The organism is Micromonospora sp. WMMD964, assembly GCF_029581455.1.
Lineage (GTDB): Bacteria > Actinomycetota > Actinomycetes > Mycobacteriales > Micromonosporaceae > Micromonospora.
The window spans coordinates 5,820,823-5,842,454 of sequence record NZ_CP120860.1 but is presented as its reverse complement, the minus strand read 5'-3'; the positions used below and the strand labels follow the sequence as shown (position 1 = coordinate 5,842,454).

The window sequence follows — 21,632 nt, the reverse complement described above, 5'->3', positions numbered from 1 at the left end:
GCCGGTCAGGCGGTCGGTGGCGTGCGGCGGTCCGGCAGCTCCGCCGCCACCCGCAACTCGGCGAACGCCAGGCCGAGCGTGACCGGGGTGAAGTGCGCGTTCAGGCCGCTCGGGTTGGGCAGCACCCAGAGCCGGGCATCGACCAACGTCTCCGGTTGCGGCCCGAAGGCGGCCTTCGGCCGCTGAAAACCGATCCGGTACGCGGTCACCCCCACCACCGCCACCCAGCGCGGCCGGTGGCGGGCCACCGTGTCGGCCAGGATCGCCGCACCGGTGAGCAGTTCCTCGGTGCTCAGCTCGTCGGCGCGGGCGCTGGCCCGGGCGGCCATGTTGGTGATGCCGAGCCCGAGGGCGGGCAGCTCGTCCTGCTCGCTCGGATGCAACAGTCGCGGGGTGAAGCCGCCCGCGTGCAGCGCCGGCCAGAACCGGTTGCCGGGTCGGGCGAAGTGCCACCCGGTGGCGGCCGACCAGAGCCCGGGGTTGATGCCGACGAAGAGCACCTCCAGGCCCGGCGCGAGGACGTCGGGGATGGTCCGGTCCGCGGCGGCGGCCAGCTCCGCCCGATTCGGTCGAGGATGGCTGCCGGCAGCGCGGGCTCGAACCGGGTCGGGCGTCACCGCGTCGGCATCGTCGGCTGAACCGGACCGCACCGGACCGGCCGGCTCACCTGGTGAACCGGGCCGCACCGGACCGGCCGGCTCACCCGGTGCACCGGGCCGCGCGGCCCGGCCAGGCGTCACAGCCCGCGCAGCGCGCCGCCGTCGACCGGCACGGTGATGCCGGTGAGGTAGCTCGCGGCGGGGGAGAGCACGAACGCGGCCACCCGACCGAACTCGCCCGGGTCACCGAGGCGGCGAAGCGGGATGCCGGCCTCGGCTTCGGCGCGGGCGCGCTCCGGGTCGCCGGTGGCGGCGAACAGCTCCCGGTTGCGGTCGGTCAGGATCCGGCCGGGCAGCAGCCCGACCACCCTGACTCCGCGGGGGCCGTAGTCGTCGGCGATGTCCTTGGCCGCGCCGACCAGACCGGGCCGCAGACCGTTGGAGATGCCGAGGCCGGGCACCGGACCCCGGGCCGAGGTGGAGAGCACCAACCCGATCGCGCCGCCCTCGGGCAGCGCGGCGGCGATCGTACGGACCGCGCGGATGGTGCCCAGAAAGACGGTCTCGAAGGACAGCCGCCACTGCTCGTCGCTGATCGCCGCCGCGTTGCCGGCCGGTGGGCCGCCGACCGAGATCAACGCGCCGTCGAGCCGACCGAAGTGCTCCCGGGCCGCCGCGACGAGCTGGCCCGGGGTCTCCGGGTCGGCCAGGTCGGCGGTCAGCCCCACGGCATTCTCCGGGCCGCCGAGCTGCTGCGCGGCGGCGGCCACGGCGTCCGGGTCACGGGCCGAGAGGACCACCCGTGCCCCGTCGGCGACCAGGCACTGCGCGGTCGCGAAGCCCAGCCCGCGGGAGGCGCCGGTGAGGACGTACACGTGGTCGGTCAGCCCTAGATCCATAAGCTCGATCCTGCCGCATCCGGTACGTCGTCGCCAGCGACGGTGGCCGTCGTCGTGGGGCGCGGAGCGGCGCGTAGCAGGCGTACCCGACCGCCGATCTGCACCGCCACGGCCCCGCCGGCGCGGCCCACCGCCGGCAACCGGCGCGGACGTGGCGCGGAACGCCCGTCGTAGCGCAGGCGTGCCTCCCGGGCGGCCAGCTCCTCGGCGGCCGACGGGGGAAGCGCGTGCTGGTCGCGCAGCGTGCGGGCCAGGTCCCAGCCGTCGCGCAGCGACCCGGTGGTGGGTCGCCCCGCGGCCCAGCCGGCGAAGGTCGTCGACCACTCCGCGCCGAGGCCGGCGGCGAGGAGCGGCCAGTGCCGGGCCACGTCACCGGCGCGTTTGCGCAGCAGCGCGGCCCGGGTGGCGGCCAGCGGCCCAGGGGCGAAACCCGCCGGCGGCGGGCCCCCGGCGACCAGCGCCGCGACCAGTTCGGCCTGCCGTTCGGCCAGCCCCGCCCGGGGCGGGGAGGTGCCGTCGTCGTCGGTCATGTCACGGCCGGAAAGCCGGCGGTGGCGGACAGGGCGTCCAGTTCGGCGCGGAGGACGGCGGCCGGCGGGTAGTGGCCGTCGCGTTCCAGCAACAGCGCCGGTGGTCGCCGTCGGGCGCAGAGCGCGCCCACCAGCTCCAGCACCGCCGGAGGAACCGGGTCGGTGTGGGTGTCGTGGTAGAAGCCGCCGTGTTCGGCGCCGCCGGCCACGTGGGCGTACGCCACCCGCTCCAGCGGCAGTCGGTCCAGCAACGCGAGCGGGTCGGTGCCCCGGTTGCGGGCGTTGGCGTGCACGTTGGCGACGTCCAAGAGCAACAACGCCCCGGTCCGGTCGAGGATCTCGGTGAGGAAGTCCGCCTCGTCCAACTCGTCGTCGGGCCAGTCGACAAGCGCGGCGATCGGTTCCAGCGCGATCGGCACCGGCAGTTCGGCCTGGGCCCGTGCCACGTTGGCGCAGACCGCGTCGACCGCCTCCCGGCTGCGCGGCAGCGGCAGCAGGTGCCCGGCCTCCAGGCCACCGGCCCGGACGAACGCGATGTGCTCGCTGACCAGCGGGGCGTCGACGCGGTGCGCCACCGCGGCCAGGTGGGCGACCCGGGCCGGGTCGACCGGCTCGGCGCCGCCGAGGGAGAGCCGCACCCCATGGGGTACGACTGTCACCGCGCGCTCCCGCAGCCGGGCCAGACCCGGCGGGAGCGGCCCGGACGCGGGCACCGACTCGGCCACCACCTCCACGAACCGCAGCCCGGGTAGCTCGGCCACGAAACCCGCGATCTCCGGACGCCAGCCGATGCCGACCCCGGACGGGCCGGTCATCCGCCGCACCCCCCGCCGCCGCATCCGCCCCCGCCACCGCAGGAGCTGCCACCGTCCGAGCCGGAACTGTCGCCGCCGCCCGACGACCCGTCGCCGCCTCCGCTCCAGCCACTGCCGGAGGCGGCCTGGCGCTGGATCTCGGCCTGCTCGGCGAAGCCCGGGTCGAGTGCCCAGAGCGAGGCGGTGCCGTACAGGGCCACACCCATCGCCGCACCGGCCGCCCCGTAGGTGGCGTAGGCCGGCGCGGACGCCGGGGCGAGGTGGGTGTGCTCGCGGCGCACGCCGCGCAGCGCCGCTCGACCGGCCCGGGTGAGCGCGGGCGCCCGACGGAGCACCAGCGTGACGATCAGGAGCGTCACCAGGGTCAGCAGCAGGTAGCCGACCGGCTGACCGTTGAACAGGCCGGAGACGAATCGGAAGACGCCGAGACCCAGCAGGCCGATCAGGAGCGTGGTCCAGAGGCGGGCACGCGCGCGCTGCGCGTCGGTGTTCAGTAGCCCTCGGTGCTCCAGGCCGTCGCGGAGTTGGTCCAGCGCGGCGCGTACGCGCTCGTCCTTCGGCAGGTCCGCGACCCGGGCGTGCTGGTGCGCGGCCCAGTGGACGGCCTGCTCCAACGGGGTGAGCCCGGTGGGCGCGGCACCCCCTGTGGTCAGTCGGCGGTCCGGTCGTACGCCGATCGCGCCGCTGCCACGGAGGCCGCCGAGCGCGGCGTGGACGGCGAGCCGAGGCCCACCGTTGAGGTACGCGACCTGCTGCGGCCCGAGTGCATCGGCGGTCGGGGCGGTCGTCGACCCGGCGGCCAGCCGGACCCGGTGGTAGACCGCGACAGCCACCACCAGGGCGGCTGCCACCAGGTAGAACCGGAGGAAAGTCGGGCCGGAGACGCCCCAGGTGTCGCCGGACGCGGCGTGAACGATCATCGACTGCTCCTGTCACCGGAGGGATCCGCGGCCCCATTGTGGAGCAGCCTCGCCACGGTCGACGGACCGCTGTCCGCGCACTCAGTGGCGGCGGACCGCCTCCTCCACGAGGTCGAGCACCGGGCCCAGGTCGCCGGCCGGTCGCCCCATGGCCAGGTGCAGCACCAGACCGTCGTAGGCCAGTTCCAGGAACTGGGCCAGCACGTCGATCGGGACGTCCTCGCGCAGCACCCCGGCGTCGCGCTGGCGGGCCAGCCGGTCGCGGGTCGCCTCGGCGATCGCCGCGGACCGCTCGGCCCAGCGCTTGGCGAACGCCGGGTCGGTGCGCAGGCGGCGGGAGACCTCCAGTTGGCTGCCCAGCCAGCCGGTGGTGTCCGGGGAGACGGCGCGGGCGAGCAGGTCACGCATCACCTGCACCAGACCGTTGCGGGCCACCGTCTCGACCATGGCCGCGGCGTCGTCCTCGGCGACGGCCAGGAAGAGCGAGTCCTTGTCCCGGAAGTGGTGGAAGATGGCGCCACGGGACAGGCCGGTGGCCTCCTCGAGGCGGCGGACGGTCGCCCCCTCGTAGCCGAGCCGGGCGAAACACGCCCGGGCCGCGGCGAGGATCTCCTGCCGGCGCGCGTCGAGCTGGTCCTGACTTACTCTGGGCACGCGTCGATCGTTGCAGGTCACCCCGGGTCACGCAAACCGTACGTACGGCTTGGGAGTCCGCCGATTACCATCGCCCGGTGATCCCGCCGCAGACCGTCCCCACCACTCCGCTGACCGTGGCCACCATCCAGGCCACACCGACTCCAGGTGACGTCGTCGGCAACACACTCCTCGCCGCCGACCTCGTCCGCCGGGCCGGTGAGCGGGATGCCCGGGTGGCCGTCCTGCCGGAGCTGTTCCTGTGCGCGTACCACCCGCCGACCCTCGCCGCCGACCCGGCCGGCACGGACATCGCGGCCGACCCGGCCGGGGTCGTCGCGGACGCCCGCCTGGACCCGCTGCGCGACGCGGCGCGCGAGGCCGGCGTCACCGTCGTGGTCGGCGCCGCCGTCCGCCACCAGGACCGACGCCGGACCATCGGCGCGCTCGTGGTGGACCGCACCGGCGCGGTCCGGGTGGGGTACGACAAGCAGCAGCTGTGGGGTGACGAGGGCGAGCTGTTCAGCGCCGGCGGTCGCGGTGCCACGCTGCTCGTCGACGGATGGCGGCTCGGCCTCGGCATCTGCTACGACGGCTGTTTCCCCGAGCACGGGCGGGCCGCCGCACTCGACGGCGCACACGGTTACCTGTGCCCCAGCGGATACCTGGCCGGCTCCGAGCACCGCCGGGACCTCTACTACGCCGCGCGAGCCCTGGACAACACGATGTTCGTGGTCTTCGCCAACGCCGTCGGCGGCGACGACCCGTGGCGGTTCAACGGCGGCGCGGCGGTCTACGACCCCGAGGGCCGGGTGCTGGCGCGGGGCGCTGACGAGGGCACCGCGGTGCTCGTGGCGACGCTGGAACCCGCCGTGCTCGCGGCCACCCGGACGGCCCATTCGATGCTCGCCGATCGACTGCCGGACCAGGGCGGGGCCCGGGTGTCGATGTCCGGCTGAGCACGTCGTGAGGTCGAAACCCGCCGGCTCTGTTGGCGGACACGTCGGTCCCGTAGGGTGCCCGAGTGCCACTGCTCCTGCTGGACCTGGACAACACCCTGCTGGATCGGGCCGGGCCGTTCCGCCGCTGGGGTGAGCGCTTCCTGGCCGGCATCGGCGCGCCCCACACCGACATCGACTGGCTGGTCTCGATCGACGCCGACGGTCTGACCGACCGATGGGATCTCGCCGATGCCATCCGGGACCGCTACGAGCTGCGCATCCCCTCGATCGACCTGGTGGAGGAGCTGCACGACGGGGTGGTGGCGCAGACCCGGCTCGACTCGTTGACCGCCTGCGCGCTGCGGATCGCCGACGACGCCGGGTGGGTGCCGGTGGTGGTCTGCAACGGCACGGTACGCGTCGAGGACGCCAAGATTCGCCAGACCGGCCTGGACCGGTACGTCGCGGACTGGGTGATCTCCGAGGAGGCCGGCGTCAGCAAGCCCAACCCGAGGATCTTCGCGCTCGCCGCCCAGCGGGTCCGGATGCCGCTGCGCGGCGCCTGGGTGGTCGGCGACAGCCCGGAGGCGGACATCGGTGGCGCCGCCGCCGTCGGGCTGCCGAGTGTCTGGCTGCACCGGGGACGTACCTGGTCGGACGTCCGGTTCGCGCCGAGCCACACCGTGGACGGGCTGATCGCCGCCGTCGCCACCGTACTGGCCCGCTGAGGGCGGTCCTGTCCGCGCGGGTGTGCGCGGTGCGCCCGCGCTGCGCGCTGCGCCCGATGTGCACGGCGCGCCTGCGTTGCGCCCGCGTTGCGCGCTGCGCCTGATGCGCACGGCGCGCCCGGGCGCGCCCGCGCAGTTTCCCTGATGTTGCTGCCTCCACGCGCCCGGAGGCAGCAACATCAGGGTTGTTGTGCGGATCATGCCCGAGGGCGGGGCGGGGCGGATCATGCCCGAGGGGCGGGGCGGGGCGGGGCGAGGCGAGGCGAGGCGGGGGAGCGGGGCGCGGCGGTCGCGACGCACCGGCGTGCGGTCGGCGGTAATTCGGTTGACCGGGTGTCGCGTGGCCGTGAGAGTGGTCCTGCGCATGGTGCGTCCCGGGCGTGGGCCCGGTCGAGGAGAGGAGGTCGGTCATGACCGTCTTCGCAGGTCGATTCCAGCCGCCTAGCTCAGCCTCGACCAAGGGAACCTCACCACAGTGCGCGATCACGACTTCCCGGCGCTGGAGCGCCGGAGCCGCGGCAAGAGCCGCTTCGACGACGACGAACCGCAGTTCCTGAAGCGCGGGCGGCCCACCGAGCCGCCCGCCGACCCGGACGGCGAGCCCGATCCGGACACCGGCGACCACTGGTCGTCCTGGGACGACGCCGTGCACGGGCCGGAGCCGCACCCAGCCTGGCTGGTCACCGAGTTGGCCGCCCGGGACACCGAGTTGGGTGTGCTGAAGACGGGCAAGGAGGCGGACGTCCACCTGGTCCGCCGGGCCGTGCCCGACACCGACCGGTCCTGTCTGCTGGCGGTCAAACGCTACCGGGATCCCGAGCACCGGTTGTTCCACCGCGACGCCGGTTATCTGGAGGGTCGTCGGGTGCGTCGGTCCCGGGAGAACCGGGCGATGGCCGGGCGCACGGCGTTCGGTCGGCAGATGATCGCCGGGCAGTGGGCGGCGGCGGAGTTCGCGGCTCTGGCCCGGCTCTGGGAGATCGGGGCCGGGCACGACCGGATCGCCGTGCCGTACCCGGTGCAGCTACGGGGCACCGAGCTGATGCTGGAGTTCGTCGGCGACGCCGAGTCGGGGCAGGCCGCGCCCCGACTGGCTCAGCTGCGACCCGGCCCGGCCGAGCTGCGCGACCTGTGGGCGCAACTCGTGGAGGCGCTGCGGGTGTTGGCCCGGGCGGGTTACGCGCACGGTGACCTGTCGCCGTACAACCTGCTCGTGCACCGGGGGCGGCTGGTCGTGATCGACCTGCCGCAGGTGGTCGACGTGGTGGCCAACCCGCAGGGTCCGGAGTTCCTGGCACGTGACGTGCGGGTGGTCGGGGCCTGGTTCGCGGCTCGAGGGCTGCCCGCCGAGCAGACCGATCCCGGTACGTTGACCGGTGAGTTGCTCCGCGAGGCGGGGCTGCGCTGATCGGAGCGGGTCGGGCGGTCGGACCGCCCGACCCGCTGTGCCGTCACTGCAGGTAGCGCTCCACCTCGGGCTTGGGGCGTTCGCCCTGCGCGTCCGGGTCGCCGTGGGTGTCCCGGGCGGCCCGTCGGCGGCGCAGCAGGTCCCAGCACTGGTCGAGGGACTCCTCCAGGGCGCGCAGTCGCTCGCTGGCCTCGCCCGCGGTGCCCGACTCGTGGGCCTGCGCCTCGGCACGCAGCTTGTGTTCCTCGTCGACCAGCTCGGAGATCCGGTTCAGGATGGTCTTGTCGTCCATGCTCCTGAGCCTGGCACAGCGGCCCCGGAAACGCCTGGATTCGTCAGCCGCTTGTGTCCTGGTCGTCAGCCTGGATCACACCGACGCCGACGCGTCAATGTGCCATTTTTCACTCTCCGTCCGGATGGCCTCACGCGGTGCTCATCACGGGGGCACCACCTGCGGGATTCTCGTGGATGGGCCGTGCCGGTCCGGATCAAAGGCACAAATCACCCGGCCTGAGCGAAAAGTCTCCCCGATCCGCCTGCTGGTGAAGCGGATTCGCGAATGCGAAGCTCTGCCTGATGGTCACGCGCCATCGCCGAGGCAGCACGAAGCGCGACCCGCAGTGCGGTGCCACCGGAGAGGACGGACCCGTGCAGGTGAACGATGACTGAGCCGACCATGCCGACCCGCCGTGATCCATACGTGGCCACCCTCCGGCGGACGTTACCCGGGTTGCTCCGTGATCCACTGGGCACGATGGTCGGGCTGGCCGACTCGGCACCCGGGCAGATCGTGCGACTGAACCTCGGCACCATCCGCCCGTACCTGGTCACCGAGCCCGCACACGTCCAGCACGTGCTCCGTGACAACGCCGCCAACTACACCCGGGCCGGCGACAGCATGCTCTGGCAGTCGGTCAAGAAGCTCGGCGGTGACGGCATCCTCTCCGAGGGGCCACAGTGGGAGGCGAGCCGACGGCGGCTCCAGGTCCACTTCACGCCGAAACGGCTCGACGCCGCGATCGGCGATCTGAGCCGGGCGATCAGCGATGCGGTCGACGACCTGAAACTCCCGGCCCGCAACGGCGAACCGGTCGACGCGGCCGACGAGATCTCCCGGATCATCTGCCAGGCCGTCATCAAGGTCTTCTTCGGCGACCGGATCACCGTCGCCGACGCCGTACGGGTCGTCGCGGAACAGGACACCGTGGCCAACGCGCTGCGCTTCCGGCTGCTCACCCCGTTCATGCCGGACGCCGTGCCGATGCCCGGCGACCGCGCCTTCCGCCAGGCGGTCCGGAACATCGACGACATCCTGCTGCCGCTGGTCCATGCCGCCCGAGCCGAGGACGACGAGGGCGACGACATCGTCGCGTCGCTGGCCCGGGCCCGTGACGCACACGGCCGCAGACTCGACGAGCAGCGGGTACGCGACGATCTGGTGTCGATGTTCGCCACCACGACCGAGACCACGTACGTCGTGCTCACCTGGCTCTTCCCGCTGCTGGAGCAACAGCCCGACGTCGCCGCGCGGCTCTACGAGGAGATCGATCGCGTGGTCGGCCCCGACGACGTGATCGACAAGAAACAGCTCGGCGAACTGCGCTACCTGCGGATGGTGCTGGACGAACTCCTGCGTGCCTACCCGTCCGGCTGGTTGGTGCCCCGCACCGCTGTCGCCGACGACGTCATCGACGGCACCCGGGTCAGGGCCGGCAGCACGATCATCCTGAGCCCGTACGTGACCCAGCGGCTGGCCCGCTTCTGGGACCGGCCGGAGGTGTTCGACCCGGAACGCTTCGCGCCCGACGCTCCCCGGCGCGCTCACCGCTACGCCTACTACCCGTTCGGTGGCGGCGCTCACCAGTGCATCGGCCAGTACCTCTTCCAGCTCGAGGCGCCACTGATCGTGGCGACCCTGCTCAGCCGATTCCGGTACCGACTCTGCACGCCCGGGATGCCGTCGGCGAAACTGGCGGCGTCGCTGCGACCACGGGAACGGGTGCCGCTGCTGCTCACCCCCCATCGGCAACCGGCCCTGGCCTAGCAGTGGCACAACGATCTGCGATCAGCGACGACCTCCAGCAGGCCGCCGAGCACGGGCGCGTCTGTGCCCTCGCCGCCCAGGGGCAACGTGACCTGCAACGGTGTCTGACCGCGCACCCGGACCTTTTCGCGGAAGGGCCCTTCGACGGCGCTTTGACCAGCACCATCGCGCTGGTCACCGCGTTCAGCGCGCCCTGGTGTGCGGCCGCCGAGCTGCGACTGACCAATCGGGCCGTGCTCTGGGTGTTCGCGCTGGACTGGCAGGTGGACCGGCTGGCCACCTCTGCCGCCGAGCTCGACCGGCTGGTGCGGGGGCAGCTTCGGGTGGCCGACGGTGAACCGCCGTCGGCCGACGAGCCACTGCAACGGTTCCTCGCTGCTCTCCACGACGACCTGGCTGCCGCGCCCGCATTCGACCGGCTGGGTGGGGCATGGCGGGCGGCGGCCCGTCGAAGCCTGCTGGCCATGCGGCAGGAGTGGCAGTGGAAGACGGCGATGGGCGACGACCTCCGGGCGCGGCCCAGCCTCGCCGAGTACCTGGACAACGCGGACAACCTGGCCAGCACTCTCGTGAACGTCCTGCAATGGATCCGGACCGGCGCGGCCGAGACGGAGGCCGCGCTCGACCGGCTGGTCATCGTGAGTGACGCGGTACAACGCGCTCTTCGACTGGTCAACGACCTGAGTACGTACGAGCGGGACCTTCGCTGGGGCGACCTGAACGCGATCATGCTGGTGGACGACCGGTCAGTCGTGGAACAGGAACTGAAGCGCCTGGTCGCGGAGGCGACCGACCTGCTGGAGGAGTTGCGGGTCGACTGCCCGAGGGAGGCGGCGTACCTGACCCGGCAGCTCGGCTACACCACCGGCTTCTACCGGAGCACCGACTTCTGGGGAGTGTCGTGAGCACCGGGGCGTTGGTCCAGGACGCCGGGGCGTCCAGAGATCGCGGGCCGGCGCGCGACGTCGCCGAGGTGATCGCCGAGCTGAGCCGGCACCCGTCCGGCCGTACGTCCGCCTCGCCGTACGAGACCGCCCGTCTGGTCTCCCTGGCCCCCTGGCTGCCACGCCACGCCGACCGGATCCGGTACCTGCTCGCCGGGCAGCGCCCGGACGGCGGCTGGGGCGGGCCGGACGGGTACGCGCTGGTGCCCACCCTGAGCGCCGTGGAGGGGCTGCTCGCGACGTTGCTGCGCGTCGAACCGGCGGGCTGGTCTCCCGAGGCGGTGTCCGATGCCGTCGATCGTGGACTTCGACTGCTGTTCGACCGGGCGACCGGCCCGGCGACCCACCCCGTGCCGGACCTGCCGGCCGCGGACCTGATCGTTCCGGCACTCGTCGACCGGATCGCCGACCACCTCGCCGACCCGCCGACGCGGTTGGTCCACTGGCGAGGCGTCGGCGCGCCGGCGATGCCCGACGGCCTGGACCGGCAGCGGCTCGACCGGGTACGCCTGCTGCTGGGGTCCGGTCGGCCGATTCCGCCCAAGCTGCTGCACGCGTTGGAGGTCCTCGGCCCGGCCGCCCGGCGTGCGGCAGGTGTCACCGCCACCGCCGCCGGCCCGGTCGGAGCCTCGCCGGCCGCCACCGCCGCGTGGCTCGGCGACCCCGACGGTACTCAATCCGCCACGCTGGACTACCTCATTCGGGCAGCCGACGAGCACGGTGGAGCGGTCCCGTGTGCCACTCCGATCACCGTGTTCGAACGGGCGTGGGTGCTGAGCACCCTCGCGCGGGCCGGTGTGCTCCCGACGGTGCCGCCGGAGCTGCTCGCCGGGCTGCGCGACGCGGTGGGACCCGACGGTGCGGCCACCGGCCCGGGGCTGCCCACCGACGCCGACACGACGGCCGTGACGTTGTACGCGCTGGCCCTCCTGGGGCACCCCGCCGATCCGTCGTGCCTGGGCCGCTTCGACGCTGGTGAGCACTTCGGCACCTGGCAGGGCGAGGACGGCTCGTCGGTGACCACCAACGCGCACGTGTTGGAGGCGTTCGGTCGGTGCGTCGGCGGCGGCGGCCCGTCCCCGGCGCCCGTGCTGCGCCGGCTCACCGGATGGCTGCTCGACCGGCAGGAACCCGACGGTCGATGGTCGGACCGGTGGCACGCCTCGCCGTACTACGCCACCTACTGCGTCACGCTGGCGCTCCGGGAGTACGGCGGGCCGTCGGCACGCCACGCATTGCGGCGGGCCGTCTCCTGGGTGCTCGACACCCAGCGGGCCGACGGTTCGTGGGGGCGCTGGTGTGGCACGGCGGAGGAGACCGCCTACGGGCTGCTCGTGTTGCTGGCCGCGCCGCCGTCACCCACGATCCGTGCCGCGGGCGTCGCCGCCGCCCACCGTCTGTCCACAATGCAGGATGAGCGTACCGATCATCCACTGTGGCATGACAAAGACCTTTATCATCCGGCGGTGATAGTCCGAGCGACGGTGGCGGCTGCCCGGGTTTCGGCGGCGGCGCGGCTGGGCGGATCCGCCCATATCCCGGATAGCCGTTGGTCTGCACCGCTTGAGTGAAATTCCGGACACTGCTAGCGTGCGCCGGGCCGGGGGCTGGGCTCGTTCAGCCAATCGAAACGGTCGAGGGACGGGTGGGATGGCTTCCCGCAGTGCAAGTTTGCGCACCAAGATTGTGGCCCTGCTGGTCTCGCTCGCCGCGCTCTGGGCGTTCGCGGCCTGGGTGACCCTGCGCGACGGCTTCAACGTGCTCGGTGCGCAGACGCTCGACTCGCAGGTCGCGCAACCGAGTGAGTCACTGCTCACCGAGCTTCAGCGGGAGCGTCGGATGTCGGTGGCCTACCTCGGCCGCCGCGATCAGGGCCTGGCACAGGAGTTGCAGGCGCAGCAGGAGCGCAGCGAGAAGAGCGCGACCACCTTCGCCGAGTCGGCCCGCAGTTGGCGGGCCCGGTTCGCGTCGAGCGACGAACTGATCGGTCGGATCGACGAGATGGTGGCCCGACTGGACGGGCTCGGCGAGATGCGTGCGGCCGTCGTCTCCGGCTCCGTGGACCGGGCCGGCGCGGCCGCGGCGTACACCGGGGTCCTCGACTCGCTGTTCCGGGTGTACGCGGCGATGGGTCAACTCGACGACGAGCAGATCGCCCAGGACACCGTCAACCTCACCCGGCTCGTGCGGGTACGGGAGCTGATGTCGCAGGAGGACGCGCTCTTCGCCGGGATGGCCGCCGCCGGTCGGGTCAGCGCCCCGGAGTACACCCAGTTCGCCCACCTGGTCGGCGCGCAACGGTTCCTGGTCGCCGAGGCGTTGGCCGAGCTGCCGGACGCCGACCGTGAGCGCTACGTCCAGATGACCGAGGGGCAGGCCTTCACCCGCCTCCGCGCCCTCGAAGACCGGATGGTCACCGTCGGTCGCCCCAACGCGCCGCTGCCGGTCGAGGCCGGCGACTGGCAGGCCGCGATCGATCCCTCCCTCAAGGAGCAGGAAGCCGTCGTCCTGGCCGGTGGTGACGCTCTGGTGAAGCGCGCCACGCCGGTGGCGGTCTGGGTGGTCATCCGGCTGGTGCTCGCCGCCGGTCTGGGTCTGCTCGCCGTCATCGCCTCCGTCGTCGTCTCGATCACCACTGCTCGCGCCCTGCTACGCCAGTTGGGCCGACTGCGGGAGGCCGCCTGGCAGCTCGCCGACGAGCGGCTGCCACGCGTGGTCGATCGGCTCGGCCGCGGCGAGGAGGTCGACGTGGCCACCGAGGCACCGCCGCTGGAATTCGGCACCGACGAGATCGGCCAGGTCGGAAAGGCGTTCAACGCCGTCCAGGAGACCGCTCTGCGGACCGCCGTCGAGCAGGCCGACCTGCGTCGCAACGTCCGCGAGGTCTTCCTCAGCCTGGCCCGCCGCACCCAGGCACTCGTACACCGCCAGCTCACCCTGCTGGACGCGATGGAGCGCCGTGAACACGACGCGGAGGAGCTGGAGGACCTGTTCCGCGTCGACCACCTGGCCACCCGGATGCGGCGTAACGCGGAGAACCTGATCGTCCTCTCCGGCTCCACCCCCGGTCGGGCCTGGCGACGCAACGTCCCGATGGTCGACGTGGTACGTGGCGCCGTGGCCGAGGTGGAGGACTACACCCGCGTCAACGTGCTGCCGCTCGGTGAGGTCTCCCTCGCCGGCCGGGCGGTCGGCGACGTGATCCACCTGCTCGCCGAGCTGATCGAGAACGGCCTGTCCTTCTCCCCGCCGCACACCACCGTCGAGGTCCGTGGCCAGTCGGTGGCCAACGGGTTCGCCATCGAGATCGAGGACCGGGGCCTCGGCATGAGCGAGGAGGACCTGGCCGCGGCGAACCACCGGATCGTCGACCAGTCCGAGCTGAACCTCGCCAACGCCTCCCGCCTCGGCCTCTACGTGGTCAGCCGGCTGACCGAGCGGCACGGTGTGCGGGTGCGGTTGAAGGAGTCGGCGTACGGCGGAACCACGGCGGTCGTGCTGATCCCGCTCGAACTGGTCACCGAGGACGGTCCCAACCCGGAGGACTCCGGCTCGATGCGGACCGGCTCGGCCGCTCCGACGCCGTCGACGAACTCCGCCGACGCCGGCCGGTCGACGGCCCTCGCACCCGTCGCGCTGGCCGCGACGCCAGCGACCGCGTCGGACGTACCGGAAGCGGTCGTCCCGGCAGCGCCCACGTCGGACGGTGCCGACCCGGCGACGTCGGCCGACGAGGGCGACACCGCCCTGCCCACCCGGCAGCGGACGACCGCGACGCCCGAACTGCCCGTCCGGGCCCGGCGTGGTCCGGCCGTGCCGGCGCTGGAAGCACCCACGGTTCCCACCGGCCTGCCCGCTGTCGACCGCACCCGAGGGGCGGAGCGCGTGGAAGCACCCGTCACGGCCGACGACGGCCCTCCGGTCGCCACCGGCGGCGACGCCCCGACGCCCGACCAGGCCGAGGCGGCGCGAACCGACTCCGGTCTCCCGGTCCGGGTCCGACAGGCGAACATCGTTCCCGAGCTACGGGACGACCCAGCGGAGTCGGAGAGTGACGACGAGGATGTGGTGCGCCAGCCGGAGCAGGTGCGCCGGATGATGAGCTCCTACCAGACCGGCACCCGTCGTGGCCGCACCGACGCGGCACGGCTGCTCGGTGGCCCGTCCGGCGCCCCGACGACGGCGACGCCCGAGCCGAGCGACGAGGACCCCCAAGCCCCCTGACCGGCTGTCGAAGTGCGGGAATCCCCGCACGGCGTGACGGTCAGCCCTAGACGAACACGGCGCAACAGCCGGGCGAGAAGAGGACGACGAAGTGGCGCAGAAGACGGCTTCGAGTGCCGACCTGACGTGGTTGCTGGACGATCTGGTGGGCCGGGTGAAGCAGGCCGAGCATGCGGTCGCGCTCTCCAGCGACGGGCTGTTGATGGCCTCCTCCCAAGGGCTGAGCCGGGACGACGGTGAGCACCTGGCGGCGATGGCGGCGGGCATCCAGAGCCTGGCCCGAGGCGCCGGGAAGCGCTTCGGCGGCGGGCAGGTGCAGCAGACCATCATCGAGATGCAGTCGTCGTTCCTGTTCGTCACGGCGGCCGGGCGCAACGCCTGCCTGGCGGTCCTGGCCAGCGAGGACGCCGACGTGGGCCTGATCGCCTACGAGATGGCGATGCTGGTCACCCGCGTCGGCAAGTACGTCGCGTCTCCTTCCCGGGCAACTGAGCAGTCGGTCGACGAGAGGTAGCGGCGATGACGGTCCAGGGGGAGTCCGCAGACCATCAGTGGGTGGATGACCACGCGGGTCCGGTCGTACGCCCATACGCGGTGACGCGCGGGCGAGCCCGCCCGGTCACCGGCACCTTCGACCTGATCTCCCTGGTCACCGCGACCCAAGCCGAGGTCACGCCGGAGATCGGTCTCGGTCCGGAGCACGTGGCGATCGTCGGCTTGTGCCAGCGCATACAGTCCGTCGCCGAGATCGCCGCTCATCTCGACCTGCCGGTGGGCACCATCCGGGTGCTCCTCGGTGACCTGGCGGCCCGCAGCCTGGTGCGGGTCCGCGAGCCGCAGACCACGGCCGGTCTTCCCGACAACAGCATCTTCGAGGCGGTAATCAATGGACTACGGGCACTCTGACCGGCCGGCCGGAGCGACGACACTGCCCACCGCGATCAAGATCCTGGTCGCCGGCGGCTTCGGCGTGGGCAAGACGACCATGGTCGGTGCGGTCAGCGAGACCCGGCCCCTGCGCACCGAGGAGGTGCTGACCGAGTCCGGTGTCGGCATCGACGACCTCTCCGGAGTGGAGGGCAAGTCCACGACCACCGTGGCCATGGACTTCGGCCGGATCACCATCAGCGACGACCTGGTGCTGTACCTGTTCGGCACGCCCGGGCAGGACCGGTTCTGGTTCGTCTGGGACGAGTTGGCGTTGGGCGCGATCGGTGCCGTGGTGCTGGCCGACACCCGCCGGCTCGCCGACTGCTTCCCGTCGATCGACTACTTCGAGGGCCGGGGTACGCCGTTCGTGGTGGCGGTGAACTGCTTCGCCGACGCCCGGCAGTACCGGCTCGACGAGGTGCAGGCCGCGCTGAACCTGGACCCGGGGGTGCCGGTGCTGCTCTGCGACGCCCGGCAGCGCGAGTCCAGCAAGGAGGTGCTCGTCACGCTGATGGAGCACGCCATGAAGACCCGCGAGGCCCGTCGCCGCGCCGCCAGCGGAGACTGACCGACGTTTTTCGGGGGAGGGTGTCCGGAACGCCGTCGGCCGATCGTCATGCTGGCGACACCCCGAGAGACCAGGGAGCGACCAGATGAAATACATGATGTTCGTGTGCAGCGACAGCGAGCCGGACACCGACCCCACCGAACTGCCCGACATCCACAAGTGGGTGGCGGAGAACGACTCTCGTGGCCGCCGCCTGACCGGCGACGTGCTGGCGCCGACCAGCGCGGCCACCACCGTCCGGGTGCGCAACGGTGAGCTGCTCGTCTCCGAGGGGCCGTTCGCGGAGACCGCCGAGGTGATCGTCGGCTTCGACCTGATCGAGTGCGCTGACCTGGACGAGGCGATCGAGGTGGCCCGCACCCACCCGATGGCCCGTGCGGGGCGACTGGAACTGCGTCCGTTCGCGGACCTGCCCGACTGACGGTGCCCACATCGCAGCGCCGGCCGGTGCGCACGGGGGCACCGGTCGGCGCGGCGGCGGAAGCCGTCGCGGCCGCCGGCGTCGAGGCGTACCCCCGGATCGTCGCGACCCTGATCAGGGTGACCGGGGACTGGGCGTTGGCCGAGGACTGCGCCCAGGAGTCGGTGACCGTCGCCCTGGAGCGCTGGCCCGTCGACGGTGTGCCGGACAACCCGGGCGGCTGGCTCATGACGGTGGCCCGCAACCGGGCGATCGACGCGCTGCGGCGGGCCACAGTGGAACGCCGCAAGCTGCACGACCTCGCCTTGCTCACGCCCCCTGACGCGCAGCCCGAGCCCGAGGTGGGGGAGGACGTGGTGGACGACCGGCTACGGCTCATCTTCACCTGCTGCCATCCGGCCCTCGCCTTCGAGGCCCGGGTGGCGCTGACGCTGCGTACCGTCTGCGGGGTGCCGACCGCCGCCATCGCCCGGCTTCTGCTGGTCACCGAGTCGACGATGACCCGGCGGTTGACCCGGGCCCGCACGCGCATCGCGCAGGCCGGCATCCCGTACCGGGTACCGGCCGGGCCGGCGTTGACCGAGCGGTTGCCGGGCGTCCTCGCGGTGCTGTACCTGCTGTTCACCCGAGGCTACGTCGCCGACGGCGAGCCGGCCTTCGCCGACGAGGCGGTCCGACTGGCCCGGCTGCTCGACCGGCTGATGCCGGAGCAGTCCGAGGTGGCGGCGCTCCTGGCGCTGTGCCTGTTCCAGCACTCCCGCCGGGACGCCCGCCGCGACGCCGCCGGCAACCTGCTCACCCTGCAACGGCAGGACCGCTCACTGTGGGATCACGCGGCCGTCGCCGAGGGCCTGGAAGCCCTCCATCGGGTACGCCACGACGGGCCGTACGCGTGGCAGGCCCGGATCGCCGCCTGCCACGCCACCGCCGCGTCGGCCGACGACACCGACTGGCCGACCATCGCGCGGGCCTACGACGCGCTGGCCGACCTCCGGCCCTCCCCGGTGGTCGCGCTCAACCGCGCTGTCGCGCACGGGTACGCGTACGGGCCGACCGTCGGGTTGGCTCTGCTGGACGCGGCGCGGGCCGGGGGAGGGCTGGACGGCTACCCGCTCGCGGGGGCGGTGGAGGCCGATCTGGTGGCCCGGCAGGGCGACCGACGTCGGGCCGCCGGACTGTTCCGGGAGGCGGCGGCGACGGTGGGCTCGACCGCCGAGCGTCGCGCGCTGCTGGACCGGGCGGCCGAACTCGCGCCCTAGACGAGCGCGTCGGCTCTGAGCCGGCCGAGTCCCGACGGCCGGACCGCGCTTGTGCGTTTGGTGGTCCGGCCGTGTCGAAGACGCCGGTCGGGGCGTCGGGGAGGACTAGCACTGTGAATCTTGGACAGTTTCCGTCTTCGGCTGACGGAAACTGTCCAAGATCTCGGCTTTCAGGCGGTGGCGCGGCCTGGGCCGCGCCGGGAACCTCCCAGAGGTTCAGCCGCGCTTGGCCGACGCCAGGAATCGGGACCAGGCCGCCGGGTCGAAGGTGAGCGCCGGACCGGCCGGGTCCTTGGAGTCGCGTACGCCGATGACGCCCGCTGCGGCTGCGCTGAGCGCTCACCCAGTCACGCATCCCTGTTGGGCGCGGTCGGCGACCGATATGGTGGCCGCATGCAACTGCCGTTCGTGGTTACTCTGCGCGGCTACGACATGCGTCAGGTCGAAAGTCTCTTCGCCGAGGTCGACGGGGCACTGGCCACCGACAGCGCAGTGTTGCGGGCTGCCGCGCGAGACGCGCTTCGGGCGGCCAGCCTGCGACGGCGGCTACGTGGCTACGACATCCGGGCCGTGGATGCGGCGATAGACCAACGGCTGGCAGCCCTCGCGCCCTGACCGCAGGCGTTCCTCGGCTAGTCCGGCGAAGGCCGCCCCCGCCGAAGCGGGAGCGGCCCTCGACCAGCCGAACGCGATCAGTTGGCGATCATGCGGCGCAGCACGAACTGCAGGATGCCGCCGTGCCGGTAGTAGTCCGCCTCACCGGGGGTGTCGATCCGCACCACGGCGTCGAACTCCACGCCGGTGTCGGTGCTGACCTGCACCGTACGCGGGGTCTCGCCGTCGTTGAGGGCGGTCACCCCGGTGATGGTGAACGTCTCGGTGCCGGTGAGCCCCAGCGACTCGGCGGTGACGTCCACCGGGAACTGCAGCGGCAGCACGCCCATGCCGATCAGGTTGGAGCGGTGGATCCGCTCGTACGACTCGGCGATGACCGCGCGGACGCCCAGCAGCATCGTGCCCTTGGCCGCCCAGTCCCGCGACGACCCCGAGCCGTACTCCTTGCCGGCCAGGATGACCAGCGGGACGCCGGCCTCCTGGTAGGCCATCGAGGCGTCGTAGATCGAGGTCTGCTCACCGGTGAGGTGGTTGACGGTGAAGCCGCCCTCCACCCCGGGCACCAGCTGGTTGCGCAGCCGGATGTTGGCGAACGTGCCCCGGATCATCACCTCGTGGTTGCCCCGGCGGGACCCGTACGAGTTGAACTCGTGGCGGGGCACACCGTGCTCGGCGAGGTACGTGCCGGCCGGGGAGTCGGCCTTGATCGCGCCCGCCGGCGAGATGTGGTCGGTGGTCACCGAGTCACCCAGCTTGGCCAGCACCCGGGCACCGGCGATGTCGACGACCGGGGTCGGCTCCTGCTGCATGCCCTCGAAGTACGGGGGCTTACGCACGTAGGTGGAGTCGTTCTCCCAGGCGAAGGTGTCACCGGTCGGGGTGGGCAGCGACTGCCACCGCTCGTCACCGGCGAAGACGTCGGCGTACGCGGCGCTGAACCCGGTGGCGCCGATCGCCTGGGCGATGACGTCCTGGATCTCGGCGCTGTTCGGCCAGATCTCCCGCAGGTAGACCGGGTTGCCCTCGGTGTCCTCACCGATCGGCTCATTGGCCAGGTCGATGTCCATCGTGCCGGCCAGGGCGTAGGCGACCACCAGCGGCGGGGACGCCAGGTAGTTCATCTTGACGTCCGGGTTGATCCGGCCCTCGAAGTTGCGGTTGCCGGAGAGCACCGAGACGACCGACAGGTCGTGCTCGTTGACCGCGGCGGACACCTCCTCGGGCAGCGGGCCCGAGTTGCCGATGCAGGTGGTGCAGCCGTAGCCGACCAGGTTGAAGCCGAGCTTGTCCAGGTACGGCGTGAGGCCGGCCCGCTCGTAGTAGTCCATGACGACCTTCGAGCCGGGCGCCAGGGTCGTCTTCACCCACGGCTTGCGGGTCAGGCCCTTGTCGACGGCGTTGCGGGCCAGCAGGGCGGCACCGATCATCACCTGCGGGTTGGACGTGTTGGTGCAGGAGGTGATCGCGGCGATCACCACGGCGCCGTGGTCCAGCTCGTACTCGACACCGTCGGTGCCGGTGACCCGGACCGGGTTGGTGGCCCGCCCGCCCGCTCCGGCGGCGGCCGTCTCCAGGTCGCGCGGCTCGTCGGCCGGGTCGCTGAACTCGTTGGCCGGCGGGTCGCTGGCCGGGAAGGACTCGGCGCTGGCCTCGTCGGCCGGGCCGTTCGCGCCGCGCGGCAGCTCCTCACGGGCCACGCTCGGCTTCAGGTCCCGCTCACCGGCGGAGTCGTCGGCGACGTAGTCGGTCAACGCGGAGCGGAACAGCGTCTTCGCGCTGCCCAGCGGCACCCGGTCCTGCGGGCGCTTCGGGCCGGCGAGCGACGGCTCGATGGTGCTGAGGTCCAGCTCCAGGCGCTCCGAGTACTCCGGCTCGGCGTCCGGGTCGTGCCAGAGGCCCTGCTCCTTGGCGTACGCCTCGACGAGCGCGACCTGAGCGGCGTCGCGGCCGGTCAGCTCCAGGTAGCGGACCGTCTCCGCGTCGATCGGGAAGATCGCCACGGTGGAGCCGTACTCGGGGGACATGTTGCCGATGGTGGCCCGGTTGGCCAGCGGCACGGCGCTGACGCCGGGGCCGTAGAACTCGACGAACTTGCCGACCACACCGTGCTTGCGCAGCATCTCGGTGATGGTCAGCACCAGGTCGGTGGCGGTGGTGCCGGCCGGCATCTCGCCGGAGAGCTTGAAGCCCACCACGCGGGGGATCAGCATGCTGACCGGCTGGCCGAGCATCGCGGCCTCGGCCTCGATGCCGCCGACGCCCCAGCCCAGCACGCCCAGGCCGTTGACCATCGTGGTGTGCGAGTCGGTGCCGACGACGGTGTCCGGGTACGCCTGCCCGTTGCGCTCCATGATCGTGCGGGCCAGGTACTCGATGTTGACCTGGTGCACGATTCCGGTGCCCGGGGGGACGACCTTGAACTCGTTGAACGCGGTCTGGCCCCAGCGCAGGAACTGGTAGCGCTCCTTGTTGCGCTCGTACTCCAGCTCGACGTTGCGGGCGAACGCGTCCTCGCGGCCGAACAGGTCGGCGATCACCGAGTGGTCGATGACCAGCTCGGCCGGGGCGAGGGGGTTGACCTTGGTGGCGTCGCCGCCCAGGTCGCGCACGGCCTCGCGCATGGTGGCCAGGTCGACCACGCAGGGCACGCCGGTGAAGTCCTGCATGAGCACCCGCGCCGGGGTGAACTGGATCTCCACGCTCGGGGCGGCGGTGGGGTCCCATCCGCCGAGCTGACGGATGTGGTCGGCGGTGATGTTCGCGCCGTCCTCGGTCCGCAGCAGGTTCTCCAGCAGGATCTTCAGGCTGTACGGCAGCCGAGCGTGGCCGTCCACCTTGTCGATCTTGAAAATCTCGTAGCTCGCGTCTCCGACGCGTAGCTGGGTCTTCGCACCGAAGGTGTCGAGGCTCGCCACGTCGTACTCCTTCACACCAGCGACCGTGAGTAGTCCTGAGCAGTCTGTCGCACCGGTCGGGGTGCCGCCGAGGTTAGGTGACACTTACCGCCGATTCCGCGCTCAACAAAACCGTACGTCCGTCTTGCTAGTTGTGCAACCCGGCCGCCTGTCCGCCCGTGCCGCGGCGGCACCTGCCGGACAAGTCGCCCGGGAGGGTTCGCGGCACTGTTGCGGATCCAGGCCAGGCCGGGCCGCTC

21 protein-coding genes and 1 pseudogene are annotated in these 21,632 nt (G+C 72.5%); 13 read left to right on the top strand and 9 right to left on the bottom strand.

Going from position 1 to position 21,632, the window contains the following annotated elements; genetic code table 11:
- Positions 1-5 precede the first annotated feature (5 nt).
- From mug to O7616_RS26550, 6 genes are all read right to left on the bottom strand, one after another.
- Entirely contained in the window at positions 6-617 is a 612-nt protein-coding gene (gene mug, locus O7616_RS26575; RefSeq protein WP_282307735.1) for a G/U mismatch-specific DNA glycosylase, read from the bottom strand.
- A gap of 119 nt (positions 618-736) precedes the next feature.
- Complete coding sequence (locus tag O7616_RS26570; protein ID WP_282304505.1) at positions 737-1,498, bottom strand: SDR family oxidoreductase; 762 nt, start codon at positions 1,496-1,498, stop codon at positions 737-739.
- Positions 1,489-2,028: a hypothetical protein gene (locus O7616_RS26565; RefSeq protein ID WP_282304504.1), complete on the bottom strand. Its 540-nt coding sequence runs from the start codon at positions 2,026-2,028 to the stop codon at positions 1,489-1,491. Before O7616_RS26565 ends, O7616_RS26570 begins: the two co-directional genes overlap by 10 nt.
- Positions 2,025-2,843 carry a DUF692 domain-containing protein gene (locus O7616_RS26560; protein ID WP_282304503.1) on the bottom strand — a complete coding sequence of 273 codons (819 nt, stop codon included), beginning with the start codon at positions 2,841-2,843 and terminating at the stop codon, positions 2,025-2,027. The genes O7616_RS26565 and O7616_RS26560 overlap by 4 nt, the downstream gene beginning before the upstream one ends.
- Positions 2,840-3,763, bottom strand: a complete 924-nt coding sequence (locus O7616_RS26555) for a TIGR04222 domain-containing membrane protein (protein WP_282304502.1) — start codon at positions 3,761-3,763, stop codon at positions 2,840-2,842. Before O7616_RS26555 ends, O7616_RS26560 begins: the two co-directional genes overlap by 4 nt.
- Positions 3,764-3,844: 81 nt before the next feature.
- Positions 3,845-4,417 (bottom strand): TetR/AcrR family transcriptional regulator, encoded by a 573-nt coding sequence (locus O7616_RS26550; protein ID WP_030337284.1) that lies wholly within the window; start codon positions 4,415-4,417, stop codon positions 3,845-3,847.
- Positions 4,418-4,494: 77 nt separating this feature from the next.
- Here O7616_RS26550 and O7616_RS26545 point away from each other — a divergent pair, with 77 nt between their 5' ends.
- From O7616_RS26545 to O7616_RS26535, 3 genes are all read left to right on the top strand, one after another.
- Positions 4,495-5,355 (top strand): carbon-nitrogen hydrolase family protein, encoded by an 861-nt coding sequence (locus tag O7616_RS26545; protein ID WP_282304500.1) that lies wholly within the window; start codon positions 4,495-4,497, stop codon positions 5,353-5,355.
- Between the two features lie 65 nt (positions 5,356-5,420).
- Positions 5,421-6,065 (top strand): HAD family hydrolase, encoded by a 645-nt coding sequence (locus O7616_RS26540; RefSeq protein ID WP_282257850.1) that lies wholly within the window; start codon positions 5,421-5,423, stop codon positions 6,063-6,065.
- Positions 6,066-6,540: 475 nt separating this feature from the next.
- Positions 6,541-7,473, top strand: coding sequence for an RIO1 family regulatory kinase/ATPase (locus O7616_RS26535; RefSeq protein ID WP_282304499.1), 933 nt, complete (start codon positions 6,541-6,543; stop codon positions 7,471-7,473).
- A gap of 43 nt (positions 7,474-7,516) precedes the next feature.
- Here O7616_RS26535 and O7616_RS26530 read toward each other — a convergent pair whose 3' ends face one another.
- On the bottom strand, positions 7,517-7,765 hold the full coding sequence (locus O7616_RS26530) for a DUF2630 family protein (RefSeq protein WP_088988578.1): 249 nt from the start codon (positions 7,763-7,765) through the stop codon (positions 7,517-7,519).
- A 462-nt stretch (positions 7,766-8,227) separates the two neighbouring features.
- Between O7616_RS26530 and O7616_RS26525 the strand changes: the two genes are divergently transcribed.
- The 9 genes from O7616_RS26525 (at position 8,228) to O7616_RS26485 (ending at position 17,863) form a co-directional block, all read left to right on the top strand.
- Complete coding sequence (locus O7616_RS26525; RefSeq protein ID WP_282307734.1) at positions 8,228-9,517, top strand: cytochrome P450; 1,290 nt, start codon at positions 8,228-8,230, stop codon at positions 9,515-9,517.
- 2 nt (positions 9,518-9,519) lie between these two features.
- Positions 9,520-10,422, top strand: a complete 903-nt coding sequence (locus O7616_RS26520; RefSeq protein ID WP_282304498.1) for a terpene synthase — start codon at positions 9,520-9,522, stop codon at positions 10,420-10,422.
- Positions 10,419-12,032 carry a prenyltransferase/squalene oxidase repeat-containing protein gene (locus O7616_RS26515; RefSeq protein ID WP_282304497.1) on the top strand — a complete coding sequence of 538 codons (1,614 nt, stop codon included), beginning with the start codon at positions 10,419-10,421 and terminating at the stop codon, positions 12,030-12,032. Before O7616_RS26520 ends, O7616_RS26515 begins: the two co-directional genes overlap by 4 nt.
- Before the next feature lie 79 nt (positions 12,033-12,111).
- Positions 12,112-14,685, top strand: a complete 2,574-nt coding sequence (locus O7616_RS26510) for a nitrate- and nitrite sensing domain-containing protein (RefSeq protein WP_282304496.1) — start codon at positions 12,112-12,114, stop codon at positions 14,683-14,685.
- A gap of 91 nt (positions 14,686-14,776) precedes the next feature.
- Positions 14,777-15,199, top strand: a complete 423-nt coding sequence (locus O7616_RS26505) for a roadblock/LC7 domain-containing protein (protein WP_282257857.1) — start codon at positions 14,777-14,779, stop codon at positions 15,197-15,199.
- A 5-nt stretch (positions 15,200-15,204) separates the two neighbouring features.
- Positions 15,205-15,591, top strand: a complete 387-nt coding sequence (locus O7616_RS26500) for a DUF742 domain-containing protein (protein ID WP_145779890.1) — start codon at positions 15,205-15,207, stop codon at positions 15,589-15,591.
- Positions 15,572-16,183 (top strand): ATP/GTP-binding protein, encoded by a 612-nt coding sequence (locus O7616_RS26495; RefSeq protein ID WP_278147066.1) that lies wholly within the window; start codon positions 15,572-15,574, stop codon positions 16,181-16,183. The genes O7616_RS26500 and O7616_RS26495 overlap by 20 nt, the downstream gene beginning before the upstream one ends.
- Before the next feature lie 85 nt (positions 16,184-16,268).
- Positions 16,269-16,604: a YciI family protein gene (locus O7616_RS26490; RefSeq protein ID WP_282304495.1), complete on the top strand. Its 336-nt coding sequence runs from the start codon at positions 16,269-16,271 to the stop codon at positions 16,602-16,604.
- Between the two features lie 26 nt (positions 16,605-16,630).
- Positions 16,631-17,863 carry a sigma-70 family RNA polymerase sigma factor gene (locus O7616_RS26485; protein ID WP_282304494.1) on the top strand — a complete coding sequence of 411 codons (1,233 nt, stop codon included), beginning with the start codon at positions 16,631-16,633 and terminating at the stop codon, positions 17,861-17,863.
- 216 nt (positions 17,864-18,079) lie between these two features.
- On the opposite strand, the pseudogene O7616_RS26480 reads toward O7616_RS26485, so the two are convergent.
- Positions 18,080-18,181, bottom strand: a pseudogene (locus O7616_RS26480) (DUF397 domain-containing protein); the annotation flags it as partial.
- A gap of 75 nt (positions 18,182-18,256) precedes the next feature.
- On the opposite strand from O7616_RS26480, the gene O7616_RS26475 reads away from it, so the two are divergent.
- The gene (locus O7616_RS26475) at positions 18,257-18,478 is read left to right on the top strand and encodes a hypothetical protein (RefSeq protein WP_282304493.1); all 222 of its coding nucleotides are present in this window, start codon (positions 18,257-18,259) and stop codon (positions 18,476-18,478) included.
- Between the two features lie 77 nt (positions 18,479-18,555).
- On the opposite strand, the gene O7616_RS26470 is transcribed toward O7616_RS26475, so the two are convergent.
- Positions 18,556-21,408, bottom strand: coding sequence for an aconitate hydratase (locus tag O7616_RS26470; RefSeq protein WP_282304492.1), 2,853 nt, complete (start codon positions 21,406-21,408; stop codon positions 18,556-18,558).
- Positions 21,409-21,632 lie beyond the last annotated feature (224 nt).